A 13,361-nucleotide genomic window follows, 5' to 3' on the forward strand; every position below is an offset into this window, starting at 1 on the left:
AAGCCTCGCCAGCGGAATGTGCAGGACCCAAAGGAATTATGGGACAGTTTATTGAATTACGGCAAGCACCGCGATGATGACATCACCGGGTGCAGCCACGACGACCAACTCGCGCTCGCCGACACGTAAACTATCGCCGTAACCCAGCCGTAACCTCAGCCGCCTGCGGTCTTGATCGCTTCAACCGGCGTCATATCGGCAAGCCTGTTGAAGGCATCCCTATCGAGGATCTTCACGTGGCGGCGGTCACGGAAGGCGATCACTTTGGCCGATATCAACGTTCGAAAGGCGCGGCCGAGGGCGGCGAGCGTCACCCCGAGATAGGCAGCAATACTCGAACGATCCATCGGGAGATATATCTCCGAAGCCGGCTCGCCTCGGCTGACCTGCAAGTGCTCCTGAAGATCTAAGAACATCGCAAGCCGCGTTGCGGCGCGCTTTTGAGCCAGAAGAACCGCGTGCCGCTGCGTCCCGCGGAGCTCTTCGCAGAGCTTGACGATGACGTCGACATCCAGATGGGCGCTCGTCTCCAAGATGCGACGCACCGCCGGCAATGGCATCTTGTAAGCAACGACGGGCGTCGCCGCCCTGGTTGCATTGGTATAACGCCCCTCCTCGGACAATCCGAAGAGATCGCCGGGAGAAAGAAACGAAGCGATGTGCTCTCCGCATGCCAGCGCTCGGTAAGCCGTGACGACACCGCTTATGATGTTGAACACCGCGTCGGCGGCGTCGCCCTCCCTATAGATCTGGTCGCCCTTGCCGAAGCGCACGATCAAGGCGACTTTTGCGAGGCGGGCACGCTCCTCTTCACTGAGCAATTGATGCCGCACGGTTTTTCCGGAATTGCCAGAAGCCCACGGGTGCACGGCGTAGATTGCCGGCCCCGAAAAGCGCGTCGCTTCAATTGACACGTGTCATGATCCTATCTTCGGCGAGGCAGGTACACCCCTTTAAACAGGCGAAAAATTGATCGCGGTCAAATTTTGGCCGGTTTGGAAGGTGGCAACCGGCGGCTCAAGTCCCCATGGTCGCTCCGGTCCCCAGGGGTTCGATCATGGCTGACAAGTTCACAAGTCCACGTGAGATTGCCGAGCTCAACGTCGAGCATTACAGTAAATTGCTACGGACTTCGCTCGATGAACAGACACGCACGATTGTCGAAAGACTACTAGCCGAGGAGAAGATCAAGCTGGCTAAACTTATCAAGCAGCAAAATCTTGTGTCCGGCTGTCCATCGAGCGGCGCCATCGGGCCCGATGGAACATGAAACGTTGCCGCCGGCCAGCATTGCGATCCCATGAGCTTGACCTTCCTCAACATCCGGCTGCGCGGGTCGACTAAAGCTGCTTTCGCTGATTGAGCTGATTGCGGCCGCGCAGGCAGCTGGCTGGCAACGGCTTTTGCGGAGGCAGTCATGCACACGATGCGCAGACAGGCACGTAGTGAAACTCCGCGATAGTCCGGCTGCCTTCTAGAGGGAGGACCATTTGCGATGAATTGGCAGCCGATCGACTCTGCTCCCTTTGGACAAGACCTGCAACTCAGCGTCATCAAAGATGGTGAGGTTCACTCGCTCGTTTTTCCCTGCCGTCGCACCAAAGAAGGATGGTTGCACGGCCTGACCAACAAACGTGTTCCGGTCCACCCGACCCATTGGCGGCAGTGGGGCGGGACTCATGACCCAGGGACGAGCGCGACTCGCGGCTAAAGGCGGACCAAAGCCCGGCCGGCCTCCGCCTCCGCAGCGAGCCGACACGAGCCCAGCCCCCGTCGGCTGGCGCGCCGGTCCGGATGCCATCATCACGACCTGCCCCGAGGGATCCGGCGCCGGCGTCTATACCGTTCGAACAGCGAGATTGACGCTGGGGAATATTGGCGTTAATTTAATTAATATGAATTCGAGGGTCTATCGCCAGCAAGCGAGGGCCGTGTCGACGGAAGAGACCCGGACGGCGATTCTGGATGCGGTTGACGCGCTCTTCCTCAGCCGGCCGGGGGTCGAACTGCTGCTCGACGCCGTGGCCGAGCGGGCGCGCACGACAGTCCAGACTGTTCTCCGGCATTTCGGCAGCAAGGCCGGCCTCTTGGAGGCGGCAGCACGCCGCGGTCTGAAGCGGGTGACGGACGATCGTGATCAGGTCCCCGCCGGCGATTTGCCCGCTATCGCCGCCTATCTCGGCCGACACTATGAGGAGGCCGGGCCGATGGTGCTGCGCATGCTCGCCGCCGAAGACACGGCGCTCCAGGTCGCGCCCATCGCCCAGCGTGGGCGGGACATGCATCGGGCCTGGGTCGAGCGGGTGCTGGCGCCGCTGCTCGAACCGTATGCCGGCCACGCGCGCCACCGACGCGTAGCGCTCCTGGTTGCGGTGACCGATGTCCTGACCTGGAAAGTGCTGCGGCTGGAGCAGGGCCTGAGCCAGCTCGACTATCAAGATGTGGTGCTCGAGTTGCTGGAGGCGGTTCGATGAGAATCCTCGCCTACACCGGTCCATCGCGGGGCGAGCTCTTCCCCATCGTCCCCACCCTGCTGGAGTTGCACGCTCGCGGCCACCGCGTCGCAGTGCGCACGCTGGCCGAGTGCGTGGGCGACCTACGCGCGCTGGGACTGCACGCGACGGCGCTGATGGCGGGCATCGCCTCCCTGGCCCATGATGACTGGCAGGCGACGACGCCCCATGACGCCCAGGCCCGCGCCATGCAGATATTTGGCCGGCGAGCCCCGCTCGACGCAGCCGATCTGCGTTCCGCCATGGAGGAGGAACAGCCGGACGCCTTGCTCGTCGACATCATGGCGTTCGGAGCCATGGCCGTGGCTGAGGCGTCGCCCCTGCCCTGGGGCAGTTGGCTGCCTTCGCCCGCGTGGCTCGGCGGCCCAGGGCTGGCGCCCTTCGGGCCTGGTCTCCCCCCGCTGCACGGGGCCGAAGGCCGCGCCCGAGACGCCGCGATCGCTCATCTCGCTGCGGAGCCGGCGCGCAACTTCACCGCAGCGGCGAACATCGGGCGCGCCGCCGCACGGCTTGCGCCAATCGAGAAACCCGAGGATCTCCTGCTGCGGCCGTCACTCCTGCTGTGTCTGACAGCGGAACCGTTCGAGTACCGGCGCCCGTCATGGCCATCCTCCTTCCTGCTCGTCGGGCCATGTCCCTGGGAGCCACCAGCCGCCCCACCCCAGTGGCTGAGCGAGGAGCACCGGCCAATCGTTCTCGTATCGACCAGCACCGAGTTTCAGGACGACGGCAGGTTGGTCAGCACGACCTTGGCCGCGCTGCGCGACCGGAACGACCTCCTTGTGCTGGCCACCGTGCCTGCGGGGGATCCGGCCGCCTACGGAAGCGCTTCCAATGCCCGCATCGAACAGTTCGTTCCGCACGGTCAGGTGCTTCCGCGAGCCCTCGCCGTCGTATGCCACGCCGGCATGGGCATCACGCAGAAGGCGCTTGCTGCCGGCGTTCCCGTCTGCGCCGTGCCGTTCGGGCGAGACCAGCTCGAGGTCGCCTGCCGGGTCGAGGTCGCAGGTGCGGGCGTCCGCCTTCCGGCCGACACCCTGGATGAGGAACACCTGCGCGCGGCTATCGAGCGGACCATCGACTGCCGGCAAGGAGCCGAACGCATCGCCAGAGCCTTCGCCGAGGCCGGAGGCGCTCCCGCCGCGGCAGACGCTATCGAAGCCCTCGGAGGTCCCTTCGAGCGTGCCTAGATGCCCTCGGCATCGTCGCTAGGTCCTGCTCCTCCCCCTTGCATGGCATCCGCGTCAGGCGCGCCAGGTGTCTCTGCGCCCAGGCCTTGCCGGTTGCCCTGCGCAGCTGGCACCGTGGCTTCGTGAACCCTAGGGAGAGAACGAAAATGACCGCGGCGAGCCTGATGGAAGACATCCTTGAGCCGGATCTGCCGATCTGTGATCCGCACCATCACCTATGGGATTTTCCAGCCGGGCGTTATCTCCTGCCTGAGCTGCTGGCCGACGTGCAGTCAGGCCACGCTGTCGAAAGCACGGTCTTCGTGGAATGCGGGGCGTTCTACCGCGCCGCTGGTCCCGAGGAGTTGCGCTTCATCGGCGAGACGGAGTTCGTCAACGGCCAGGCCGCCATGGCCGCGAGCGGACGCTACGGCAAGGTTATGGCCTGCGAGGGCATCGTCTCCCGCGCCGATCTCACGACGGGCGCCGCGGTCGGCCGTGTGCTGGACGCACACATCGCGGCCGGCAATGGTCGCTTCCGCGGCATACGCCACGCCGCCGGCTGGGACGCGAGCCCCGAGGTCCGCGACAGCCACACCAGCCCGCCTCAGCATCTCTATGCCGAGCCAGGCTTTCGGGACGGGCTGAGAGAGCTGGCGAAGCGCAAGCTGTCGTTCGAGGCGTGGCAGTATCACCCCCAGCTGCCTGACCTGATCGCGCTGGCGCGGGCCGTGCCCGAGGCCGATATCGTGCTCAACCACGTCGGCGGGCCGCTCGGCATCGGCCCTTATGCAGGACGACGCGACGCGATCTTTGCGACGTGGGCACGGGACATCAGGGAGCTGGCGACCTGCCCGAACGTGGTCGTCAAGCTTGGCGGGCTCGGCATGGCGATCTGCGGCTTCGAATTTCACAAGCGCGATGTGCTGCCCGGCTCCGAGGAGCTCGCCAACGCCTGGCGGCCGTACCTGGAGACCTGCATCGAGGCATTCGGGCCGGACCGCGGCATGCTGGAGAGCAACTTTCCGGTCGACGGTGTCTCCTGCACCTATGCGACGCTCTGGAACGCCTTCAAGCGCGTGACCAAGGGCGCGAGCGCCGCGGAGAAGGCGGCCCTCTATCGCGACACCGCGCGACGGGTCTACCGCCTGGATGGCTGATCCGGCGCCCAGCTTCGCTGCCAACCGTTCGCCGGACGAGTCGGCCACCCTCCCGCTGAAGCGGTGGCGCGGGCGCCGCCGCTCTTGAGGCCGCCGCTCTTGAGTCGGTCCATCAGCCGTGTTCACAGTCGGCGTGCGCCGAACGCGTGCGCGGTCTTTGCCTGCGCCGGCTGATGGCGTATGGGCAAATGCGAAATTGGCTTTCGCAGCGGCGGCCGCCCGCCCATCCGAATCCGGAGGAGACTTTCCATGGCGCTCGAGCCCGATACCTTCAGCCAGTTGCTCGACACGGTCGAGCGCTTCGTGCGCGAGCGGCTGATCCCGGCCGAGGAGCAGGTGGCCGAGACTGACGAGATCCCACCGGAGATCCTCGCCGAGATGCGCGAGCTCGGCCTCTACGGGCTGTCGGTGCCGGAGGCCTACGGCGGTCTCGGCCTCAACATGAGCGAAGAGGTGGAGGTCTGCTTCCGCCTCGGGCTGACGTCGCCCGCCTTCCGCTCGGCCATCGGCACCAACGTGGGCATCGGCTCCCAGGGCATCGTCATCGACGGCACCGAGGAGCAGAAGGCCTATTGGCTCCCCAAAATTGCCAGCGGCGAGACCATCGCCTCCTTCGCGCTCACCGAGCCGGAGGCGGGCTCCGACGCCGCCTCGCTGCGCACCGCCGCCCGCAAGGACGGCGACCACTATGTGGTGAACGGCACCAAGCGCTTCATCACCAACTCGCCGCACGCCGGCGTCTTCACCCTGATGGCGCGCACCGGCGGAGCGGGTGCGGGCGGCATCTCCGCCTTCCTGGTGCCGGCCGACACCCCCGGCATCCGCATCGGCAAGCGTGACCGCAAGATGGGCCAGCGCGGCGCCCACACCGCCGACGTGATCTTCGAGGACTGCCGCATCCCGGCATCCACCATCATCGGCGGCAAGGAGGGCCAGGGCTTCAAGACGGCGATGAAGACCCTCGACAAGGGCCGCCTGCACATCGCCGCCATCTGCGTCGGCGTCGCCGAGCGGCTGATCGAGGAGAGCGTCAGGTACGCGCGCGAGCGCAAGCAGTTCGGCCAGCCGATCGGCGAGTTCCAGCTGATCCAGGCCATGCTGGCCGACAGCCGCACCGAGACCTATGCCGCCCGCTCCATGGTGAAGGACGCGGCGCGCCGCCGCGACGCGGGCGAGGTGATCTCCATGGAAGCCTCGTGCTGCAAGCTGTTCGCCAGCGAGATGGTGGGCCGCGTCGCCGACCGTGCCGTGCAGATCTACGGCGGCTCGGGTTACGTCGCCGATTACCCGGTAGAGCGCTTCTACCGCGACGTGCGGCTGTTCCGCCTCTACGAGGGCACCAGCCAAGTGCAGCAGATCGTCATCGCCCGGCAGATGCTGAAGGAGGGGTGAGGCGCAGCGCCGGAAGATCATCGCCAGCCGGTATGACGATGTAGTACACTATGCCATGAGAAGGTGCTGAGCCGACGGATAGACCATGAGAACGTCCAAGCCCACCAGCGTGACCCTTGGGGAGAAGTATCTCAAGCGGGTGGAAGAGCGCGTCAAATCCGGCACCTACAGCTCCGCCAGCGAGGTCATCCGCGCTGGTCTGCGTGCGCTCGACCGCGAGGAGGCGGCCCTCGATGCCTACATGCACGAGGAAGTGCGGCGCTCCCTCGCCGATCCCCGCCCAAGCATTCCGGCCGAAGAGGTGTTTGCCCGGATCGAACGCCGCTACGCGGAGGAGGTGAAGGCCCGCAAGCGTGGCGCATAAGGTCGTTTTCCGGCCTTCGGCCGACGCCGCGCTGGAGCAGCTGTTCGCCTATATCCTCGACAAGACCGGCAGCCCGGATATCGCCATCGGCTACGTCCGTCGTATCCGGGTCACATGTGAAGGCCTCGCCTCCTTTCCCGAGCGCGGCACGCTCCGCCCCACGATGGGGCAGAACGTGCGTGTGATCGGCTTCGAGCGTCGGGTGTCGATTGTCTTCCGTCCGCTCCCCGGCGTGGTGGAGATCATAGGCATTTTCTATGGCGGCCGGGACTTTGCGAACGAGTTCGCCGAAGACGGGTAGGCATCGGCTCCTGTCTTTCAGCGCGTTCGAACCCCCGATCGACGAGCTGCTTCAGCCCATGCCGGGCAGCTTCAGGCCGGCAGGGCGGCCGTCATCCTCAATGTCCACGTCGAAGGTCTCCAGGAAGCGGCTCACCATCATGTAGTAGCCGATGGCCAGCACCAGGTGCTGGGTCTGCTGGAAGCCGAGCTTGTCGACCAACGGCTTGAACGTGGCGTCCGAGGCGCGCACGTTGGCCACCACGTCGTCGGTGAAGCGCATCACCAGACGCTCCAGATCGTTGAAGGCGGCCGCGTCCGGCCCCTCGTGGATGGCCCGGATCTTGTCCTCGGACATCCCGTATTCCCGGCAGATCGCCTCGTGCTGGTAGACCTCGTAGGAGGCCTTCGACAACACGCCGACGCGCACGATGGCGATCTCGCGCAGCACCGGGTCCAGATCCGAGAAGATCAGGATCTGGTTCCCGAGCTTGACGAACTTGTCCATCATCGGCCCGGCATGGCCCATCATCCGGAAGATGTTGAGCGGCGGCAGCTTCTTGTAGGTCTCGGCCAGCCGGCCGGTGGCGGTGGCGGGATCGAAATAGGGAATGCGGGCCATGGGGTCTCCTCGAGGTTTCTTGGGGTAGGGCTTGCTTTAAGCAGGGCTTCTTGGCTGTTGCAGCTCACGCCGGCGGGTATCGGTGGCGGATGCCGGAGGGATCGATCACGTCGACCGGGCCGTCGGCATTGTCGGACGCATCGCACAGGTAGGACGGCCCGATCGGTACCTTGCCGTAGCCGCCGGGAATGTCGAGCACATAGACCGGCTGGGCGATGCCGGACAGCCGGGCGCGCAAGGCGCGCATCAGGTCCTGGCCCGTGGCGATTGACGTGCGCAGGTGCGAGGTGCCGGGCGCCAGGTCAGCGTGGTGCAGGTAGTAGGGCTTCACCCGATTCTCGACGCAGGTCCGCAGCAGGGCCTCGAGCGCCGCCGGCTCATCGTTGATGCCCTTGAGTAGCACCGTCTGGCCGAGCAGCGGGATGCCGGCGTCGGCCAGGGCCGCGAGCGCCGACCGCGCGGCGGGTGAGAACTCGCGGGCGTGGTTGGTGTGCAGCACCACGTAGGTGGTCTTGCCCGAGGCCTTGAGCGCGTCGATCAGCTCGACACCGACCCGCTCCGGCGCCACCACCGGCACGCGGGTGTGGAAGCGGACGACCTTGACATGCACGATCGCGCGCAAGCGCGCCATCACCACCACGAGGCGCCGGGGGCTGGCGATCAGCGGGTCGCCGCCGCTGACCACGACCTCCCAGATCTCCGGGTGGCCGGCGATGTAACCGATGGCCGCGTCGAGCTCCGCCTCGGACAGCATCCCGGCGCCGCCCGGCCCCACCATCTCGCGGCGAAAGCAGAAGCGGCAGTAGACCGGGCAGACGGCGACGAGCTTGAGCAGCACCCGGTCCGGATAGCGGTGCACCAGCCCCTTGACCGGGCTCATCGGCTCGTCGCCGATGGGGTCGGCCCGCTCCTCTGGCGTCGTCATGAGTTCGGCCGGGTCCGGCACGAATTGCCGGGCGATGGGGTCGGCCGCATCGGCCGGATCGATCAGCTCGGCCATGGCCGGCGTCACCGCCACGGCGTAGCGGGCGGCGACGGCGGTGAGCGCCGCAACCCGCTCCGGCGGCACGAGCCCGGCTGCCGCCAGGTCCGCCGGCGACGTCATGGAGCGCTGCGGCCTCGTCATGGCGCCGCTCCCTCCGCCAGCGGGGTCCAGATCACGTCGGCAACCCGCTCGGCGCCGGCGGCCAGCATGACCAGCCGATCGAGGCCCAGCGCCGCGCCGCTCGCCGGCGGCATGAGCGCCAGCGCCGCCAAAAAGTCCTCGTCGAGGGGATAGTGCTCGCCGTAGATGCGCATCTTCTCGTCCATGTCCGCCTCGAAGCGGCGGCGCTGCTCCGCCGGATCGGTCAGCTCGCCGAAGGCGTTGGCGAGCTCGATGCCACAGACATAGAGCTCGAAGCGCTCGGCGAAACGCGGGTCGGCCTCCTTGGTGCGCGCCAAGGCGGCTTCCGAGGCGGGATAGTCGAGGAGGATGGTCGCGCGCCCCTCACCGAGACGCGGCTCGACGCGCTCCGACAGCACCCGGCTGAACAGATCGGACCAGCTGTCGTCGGCAGCGGTCCTGATCCCGGCCGCGCGGGCGGCGGCGGCGAAGCGGGGCGTCGCCCCCTGCCCCGCCGCGAGCGGCTCGTCCGGCGCCGGCAGCAGCGGCTGGAGGTCGATGCCGGCGTGGCGGGCGAAGGCTTCGACGACGCTGAGCCGCTCCGGCGCGCGCCGCGGATCAGCGTTGCGGCCTCGGTATTGCCAGGGCTCATGCCCCGTCGCGTCCGCCGCCAGGGCCAGGATCGCCGCGCAGTCGGCCATCAGGGCCTCGTAGGGCTGCCGCGCCCGGTACCACTCGAGCATGGTGAACTCGGCGTGGTGCAGCGGGCTGACCTCGCGGTCGCGGAAGACGTGGGCGAAGGCGACGATGCGCTCCTCCCCGGCAGCCACGAGCTTCTTCATGGCGAACTCGGGGGAGGTATGCAGATAGGCCGGGCCGCCGTCCGCCCGGTCGATGCGGAACGCATGCAGATGCGTCTCGTTGCCGGGCGAAACCTGCAAAGCGGCGGGATCGACCTCCAGGAATCGCTCCGCCTCGAAATAGCGGCGCAGCGCCGCGACGACGCGGGCGCGCGCCAGCAGCCGCGGTCGCCGCGCCGCATGCCGCTCCGGCTGCCACCAGCGGGGCTCGTTCATGCGGCGCGTCCCGGTGTCGTGGGAACCGGCCGCGTGCAGGATGGGTCGGGGGTTCTCATTCTCGCCAAGTCCACTATGGTGCCCACGCATTCGGCGCAACCGCGGGATCGCCGCCGGACGACGTACGAACCTCGATTCCTGGGGCGCCAGACGCTCCGGACCGCAAAGGCTCGACATCCCATATTGACGGAGCGCCGTCCGATCCGGCAGGACGGAGCGCTCAAGGCTAGACGAGGTTTGGAACGTGAAGGTTATCGCGAGCTCGGTCCGTAAGGGGAACATCCTCGAGGTCGACGGACAGCTCTACAACGTGCTCTCGGCGGAAAGCTTCTTTCCCGGCAAGGGCACCCCGACCACGCAGATCGACATGCGCCGCCTCTCGGACGGCGTGAAGACGAGCCAGCGCTACAAGACCACCGAGCAGGTGGAGCGCGCCTTCGTCGAGGACCGCGAGCACAGCTACCTCTACAAGGAGGGCGAGTCCTACATCTTCATGAACACCGAGAACTACGAGCAGATCCCGGTGCCGCCCGACGTGATCGGGGACCAGGCGATCTACCTGCAGGAGGGCATGGCCTGCCAGGTGTCGGTGTTCGAGGGCCAGGCCGTCGCCATCGAGCTGCCGGCACGCATCGTCGTCGAGATCGCCGAAACCGAGCCGACCACCAAGGGGCAGACCGCCTCCTCGTCGTACAAGCCGGCGATCCTGACCAACGGCGCCCGTACCATGGTGCCGCCCCACATCGAGGTCGGCACGAAGATCGTCATCATGACCGCCGACGGCTCCTACGTGGAGCGCGCCAAGTCGTAAGGACGCTCCGGCGTTTCCGGGTTTGATGGACGCCGGGTCAAGCCCGGCGTCCATCGACAGGAGCGAGCGACTTAACCTACCGCGCCAGATCGAGCCGGTGTGCGGTGCCGCGGGCCGGCGTCGGCGTCGGCGCCACGGCCAGCGCGCCATCGCCGAGCAGCGCCTGCACCACCAGCGCCACAGACCAGAACGCCAGGTACTCCCAGCCACCATGCGGGTTGGTGAACAGCCAGCCGGCCGCCCCGTGCACGGTGATGATCGCGCCCAGCAGCACCGGCAACAGCACCAGCGCCGCCAGACGGGTCCAGATCCCCAGGATCAGCGCGACACCGCCGACCAGCTCGACCGCCATCACGAGATAGGCCGCAGCGGCCGGCAGGCCGAGGTTGCCGAAGAAGGCGGCCGTGCCGGAGGGGGTGAACACGAACACCTTGAGCGCCCAGTGGGCCAGGAACAGCACGCCCAGGCTGACGCGCAAAAGCAGCGCCGCCCACGGCGCGGTGCGGGTATCGATCATCTCATGCTCCCAAATGGCTGCGCAGGCTCGGGCCGTCAGTACCCGACCGTGAACCGCCGGCGGCGATGAGCGGGCTTCTCGATCTCGTCGACCAGCGCCACGGCATAGTCCTCGAACGAGATCCAGCTGCGGCCCTTGCCGTCGCTCAGCAGAGTGTCCTCCCCCAGGCGGAACGAGCCGGTCCGCTCGCCGGGCACGAACTCGGCCGAGGGCGACAGAAACGTCCAATCGACGTCCGTCGTGCCGCGCAGCCGGTCGAGGAACACGGCTCCGGCGCCGGCCTCCTTGCGATAGGCTTCTGGAAAAGCCGGCGTATCGATCAGCCGCGTGCCCGGCGCGACCTCCAGGCTGCCGGCGCCGCCGACCACCAGATAGCGCGGCGCCGCCGCCTTGCGGACGGCGGCAATCAGCTTGTCCGGATCGCTGGCGGTGAAATGGACGCTGCTGATCACCGCTTCGTGGCCGGCGATGAGCGCAGCGAGTCCGTCCACATCGGCGACATCACCCGCTCTTGCGGTGACGCCGGGGCGACCCGGCACCTTGTCCGGATTACGGACGATAGCCGTGACCGTATGGCCGCGGCGGACCAATTCATCGAGGATGCGCGAACCGGCATGTCCGGTCGCGCCGACCAAAGCAATAGACATGTGGACCTCCGACGGCACGATCAGGCCTCCTGCCGGATCACCGAAGCGTTGCGGGCGATATCGCGGAGAAGATCGTCGACACCGGCCTTCAGGAAGCCGAGCGTGGCCTCGTCCGTGAGTCGTCCATCCGTGATTTTTTCGTGGACCGCGCCGATCACGGCCTGCGGCCGCAGCACGAGCTGGGTCGCGATGGCCAGCAGCAATTCATTCAGCTGCGCCTGCGCCCGGACGCCGCCGGTGACGGCAGGCGAGGCGGTGAAGGTGAGCACCGGCTTGCCGGTCAACGTCGACTTGCCGTAGGGCCGCGATGCCCAATCGAGAGCGTTCTTGAGCACACCCGAGATGCCGTAATTGTACTCCGGCGTGCCGACGACGATCCCGTCGGCCGCAGCGATCGCGGCGCGCAGCCCCGCGACAGCGGCAGGCGGCGTCGCCGTATCGGCGTCCTGGTCATAGGGCGGCACGTCGTTGAGCGGAAAGAGCTGGATGGTGGCGCGATCGGCGACCGCCTCGGCAAGGGTCGCGAGGACAGTGCTGGTGAAGGAGCCTTTTCGCAGGCTGCCGGAGAGGCCGAGAAGGCGCGGCCGGGCGGGTGTCGTCATTGCAAGCTCCTGAGAACGGCGGCGTCCGCCAACGGAAGCAGAGAAGGGCGTGGTCTCGCAGCAAAGCGGCGGCGCCAATGCGGTGGGCGCGCTCGGCGCGGAAAGATCCCCATCCAGGCTCGAGCGCCGGACTCTATGCCCGCTGTTTTCGATCGAAGAAATAGGCTATGTCTTGATCATCACGATCGGATAATCTGATGAACTTCGACGGCCCCTCACTCGATCAGCTCCGCGTCCTTGCCGCCGTCGTCGAGCATGGCGGCTTCTCGGCAGCTGCAAAGCGGCTCGGCCGGGCGCAATCGGCGATCACCTATGCGGTGCAGACACTGGAGAACCAGCTCGGCCTCACCCTGTTCGACCGCAGCGGCTATCGGCCGGTCCTGAACGACGCCGGACGCGCCCTGCTGCCACGCATCGAACGCATTCTGAAAGAGGCGGCCGCGCTGTGCACCGAGTCGCGGGGCATCGCCGGAGGGCTCGAGCCCGAGATCGCAATCGTCGTCGACGCCATGTTCCCCATGGCGCGCCTGGTCGCCGTGCTGCAGCACTTTCAGAAGGAGTTTCCGACGGTCGCGACCAAGCTCTTCGTCGAGGCGCTGGGCGCCGCAACCGCGCGGGTGCTGGACGGCACGGTCGACATCGGCATCGTCGTCACCTTCGCCGTTCGCGCCGAGGGGCTCGTGCAGACACCGCTCGGCGAGTTCGAGCTGGTCGTCGTCGCGGCCCCCGGGCATCCGCTCGCCGCCGTTCCGCCGCCGCTGACGGCCGACGACGTGCGCGACCACCTGCAGCTCGTCCTGACCGACCGCTCGACGCTGACCGAGGGGCGCGACCACGGGGTGATCGCTCTACGCACGTGGCGGCTCGCGGACCTCGGCGCCAAGCATGCGATGCTGCGCGCCGGCCTCGGCTGGGGCAGCATGCCCCGCCATATGGTGGCGGCGGATATCGCCGAGGGCCGGCTTCACGAGCTCCGCTTCGCCACCTGGGACGGCGCCGAGGGATTGCCACGCCTTCCGGCGCAGCTGGTGCATCGGCCCGATCGGCCCAGAGGCCCGGCGACACGCTGGCTCCTGGAGCACCTCGCCGAGGCATAGGTGCCTA

The 13,361-nt window shown here is 67.3% G+C and carries 16 protein-coding genes; 9 read left to right on the top strand and 7 right to left on the bottom strand.

The genetic code is table 11. The features are described 5' to 3' along the window. Positions 1-155: 155 nt before the first annotated feature. Positions 156-914 (bottom strand): Crp/Fnr family transcriptional regulator, encoded by a 759-nt coding sequence (locus ACZ5PO_RS30280; protein WP_464186072.1) that lies wholly within the window; start codon positions 912-914, stop codon positions 156-158. A gap of 143 nt (positions 915-1,057) precedes the next feature. On the opposite strand from ACZ5PO_RS30280, the gene ACZ5PO_RS30285 reads away from it, so the two are divergent. The 7 genes from ACZ5PO_RS30285 (at position 1,058) to ACZ5PO_RS30315 (ending at position 6,899) form a co-directional block, all read left to right on the top strand. Further along, positions 1,058-1,270: a hypothetical protein gene (locus tag ACZ5PO_RS30285; RefSeq protein WP_464186073.1), complete on the top strand. Its 213-nt coding sequence runs from the start codon at positions 1,058-1,060 to the stop codon at positions 1,268-1,270. 661 nt (positions 1,271-1,931) lie between these two features. Next, entirely contained in the window at positions 1,932-2,474 is a 543-nt protein-coding gene (locus ACZ5PO_RS30290; RefSeq protein ID WP_464186074.1) for a TetR/AcrR family transcriptional regulator, read from the top strand. Then, positions 2,471-3,703, top strand: coding sequence for a glycosyltransferase (locus ACZ5PO_RS30295; RefSeq protein ID WP_464186075.1), 1,233 nt, complete (start codon positions 2,471-2,473; stop codon positions 3,701-3,703). Before ACZ5PO_RS30290 ends, ACZ5PO_RS30295 begins: the two co-directional genes overlap by 4 nt. 146 nt (positions 3,704-3,849) lie before the next feature. Continuing rightward, positions 3,850-4,842, top strand: coding sequence for an amidohydrolase family protein (locus ACZ5PO_RS30300; protein WP_464186076.1), 993 nt, complete (start codon positions 3,850-3,852; stop codon positions 4,840-4,842). 249 nt (positions 4,843-5,091) lie between these two features. Beyond that, on the top strand, positions 5,092-6,234 hold the full coding sequence (locus tag ACZ5PO_RS30305) for an acyl-CoA dehydrogenase family protein (protein WP_464186077.1): 1,143 nt from the start codon (positions 5,092-5,094) through the stop codon (positions 6,232-6,234). Positions 6,235-6,319: 85 nt separating this feature from the next. Continuing rightward, complete coding sequence (locus ACZ5PO_RS30310; protein WP_464186079.1) at positions 6,320-6,598, top strand: type II toxin-antitoxin system ParD family antitoxin; 279 nt, start codon at positions 6,320-6,322, stop codon at positions 6,596-6,598. Next, positions 6,588-6,899, top strand: a complete 312-nt coding sequence (locus tag ACZ5PO_RS30315) for a type II toxin-antitoxin system RelE/ParE family toxin (RefSeq protein WP_464186080.1) — start codon at positions 6,588-6,590, stop codon at positions 6,897-6,899. The genes ACZ5PO_RS30310 and ACZ5PO_RS30315 overlap by 11 nt, the downstream gene beginning before the upstream one ends. 51 nt (positions 6,900-6,950) lie before the next feature. Here the strand turns inward: ACZ5PO_RS30315 and ACZ5PO_RS30320 are convergent, their stop codons facing one another. The 3 genes from ACZ5PO_RS30320 to epmA form a co-directional block, all read right to left on the bottom strand. Then, positions 6,951-7,499: a carboxymuconolactone decarboxylase family protein gene (locus ACZ5PO_RS30320; protein ID WP_464186082.1), complete on the bottom strand. Its 549-nt coding sequence runs from the start codon at positions 7,497-7,499 to the stop codon at positions 6,951-6,953. 64 nt (positions 7,500-7,563) lie between these two features. After that, positions 7,564-8,625: a lysine-2,3-aminomutase-like protein gene (locus tag ACZ5PO_RS30325; protein WP_464186083.1), complete on the bottom strand. Its 1,062-nt coding sequence runs from the start codon at positions 8,623-8,625 to the stop codon at positions 7,564-7,566. Next, positions 8,622-9,680: an EF-P lysine aminoacylase EpmA gene (gene epmA / locus ACZ5PO_RS30330; RefSeq protein ID WP_464186085.1), complete on the bottom strand. Its 1,059-nt coding sequence runs from the start codon at positions 9,678-9,680 to the stop codon at positions 8,622-8,624. The genes ACZ5PO_RS30325 and epmA overlap by 4 nt, the downstream gene beginning before the upstream one ends. A gap of 244 nt (positions 9,681-9,924) precedes the next feature. Here epmA and efp point away from each other — a divergent pair, with 244 nt between their 5' ends. Beyond that, complete coding sequence (efp, locus tag ACZ5PO_RS30335) at positions 9,925-10,491, top strand: elongation factor P (RefSeq protein ID WP_464186087.1); 567 nt, start codon at positions 9,925-9,927, stop codon at positions 10,489-10,491. Positions 10,492-10,567: 76 nt separating this feature from the next. Here efp and ACZ5PO_RS30340 read toward each other — a convergent pair whose 3' ends face one another. The 3 genes from ACZ5PO_RS30340 to ACZ5PO_RS30350 are packed head-to-tail and all read right to left on the bottom strand — an operon-like array spanning position 10,568 to position 12,257. After that, on the bottom strand, positions 10,568-11,008 hold the full coding sequence (locus tag ACZ5PO_RS30340; protein ID WP_464186089.1) for a DoxX family protein: 441 nt from the start codon (positions 11,006-11,008) through the stop codon (positions 10,568-10,570). Between the two features lie 35 nt (positions 11,009-11,043). Further along, positions 11,044-11,655: an NAD(P)-dependent oxidoreductase gene (locus ACZ5PO_RS30345; RefSeq protein ID WP_464186090.1), complete on the bottom strand. Its 612-nt coding sequence runs from the start codon at positions 11,653-11,655 to the stop codon at positions 11,044-11,046. Positions 11,656-11,675: 20 nt separating this feature from the next. After that, positions 11,676-12,257: an NADPH-dependent FMN reductase gene (locus ACZ5PO_RS30350; RefSeq protein WP_464186091.1), complete on the bottom strand. Its 582-nt coding sequence runs from the start codon at positions 12,255-12,257 to the stop codon at positions 11,676-11,678. A 197-nt stretch (positions 12,258-12,454) separates the two neighbouring features. Between ACZ5PO_RS30350 and ACZ5PO_RS30355 the strand changes: the two genes are divergently transcribed. Beyond that, positions 12,455-13,354: a LysR family transcriptional regulator gene (locus ACZ5PO_RS30355; RefSeq protein WP_464186092.1), complete on the top strand. Its 900-nt coding sequence runs from the start codon at positions 12,455-12,457 to the stop codon at positions 13,352-13,354. The last annotated feature ends 7 nt before the right edge of the window (positions 13,355-13,361 follow it).

It is taken from the genome of Chelatococcus sp. KU-N122 (assembly GCF_055391085.1).

Excerpts from the sequence above, each read along its gene's own strand:
- ACZ5PO_RS30340 (WP_464186089.1), bottom strand. The coding sequence starts at position 11,008 with ATGATCGATACCCGCACCGCGCCGTGGGCGGCGCTGCTTTTGCGCGTC.
- ACZ5PO_RS30300 (WP_464186076.1), top strand. The coding sequence starts at position 3,850 with ATGACCGCGGCGAGCCTGATGGAAGACATCCTTGAGCCGGATCTGCCG.
- ACZ5PO_RS30325 (WP_464186083.1), bottom strand. The coding sequence starts at position 8,625 with ATGACGAGGCCGCAGCGCTCCATGACGTCGCCGGCGGACCTGGCGGCA.
- ACZ5PO_RS30285 (WP_464186073.1), top strand. The coding sequence starts at position 1,058 with ATGGCTGACAAGTTCACAAGTCCACGTGAGATTGCCGAGCTCAACGTC.
- ACZ5PO_RS30320 (WP_464186082.1), bottom strand. The coding sequence starts at position 7,499 with ATGGCCCGCATTCCCTATTTCGATCCCGCCACCGCCACCGGCCGGCTG.
- ACZ5PO_RS30350 (WP_464186091.1), bottom strand. The coding sequence starts at position 12,257 with ATGACGACACCCGCCCGGCCGCGCCTTCTCGGCCTCTCCGGCAGCCTG.
- ACZ5PO_RS30310 (WP_464186079.1), top strand. The coding sequence starts at position 6,320 with ATGAGAACGTCCAAGCCCACCAGCGTGACCCTTGGGGAGAAGTATCTC.
- ACZ5PO_RS30305 (WP_464186077.1), top strand. The coding sequence starts at position 5,092 with ATGGCGCTCGAGCCCGATACCTTCAGCCAGTTGCTCGACACGGTCGAG.
- ACZ5PO_RS30355 (WP_464186092.1), top strand. The coding sequence starts at position 12,455 with ATGAACTTCGACGGCCCCTCACTCGATCAGCTCCGCGTCCTTGCCGCC.
- ACZ5PO_RS30295 (WP_464186075.1), top strand. The coding sequence starts at position 2,471 with ATGAGAATCCTCGCCTACACCGGTCCATCGCGGGGCGAGCTCTTCCCC.
- epmA (WP_464186085.1), bottom strand. The coding sequence starts at position 9,680 with ATGAACGAGCCCCGCTGGTGGCAGCCGGAGCGGCATGCGGCGCGGCGA.
- ACZ5PO_RS30345 (WP_464186090.1), bottom strand. The coding sequence starts at position 11,655 with ATGTCTATTGCTTTGGTCGGCGCGACCGGACATGCCGGTTCGCGCATC.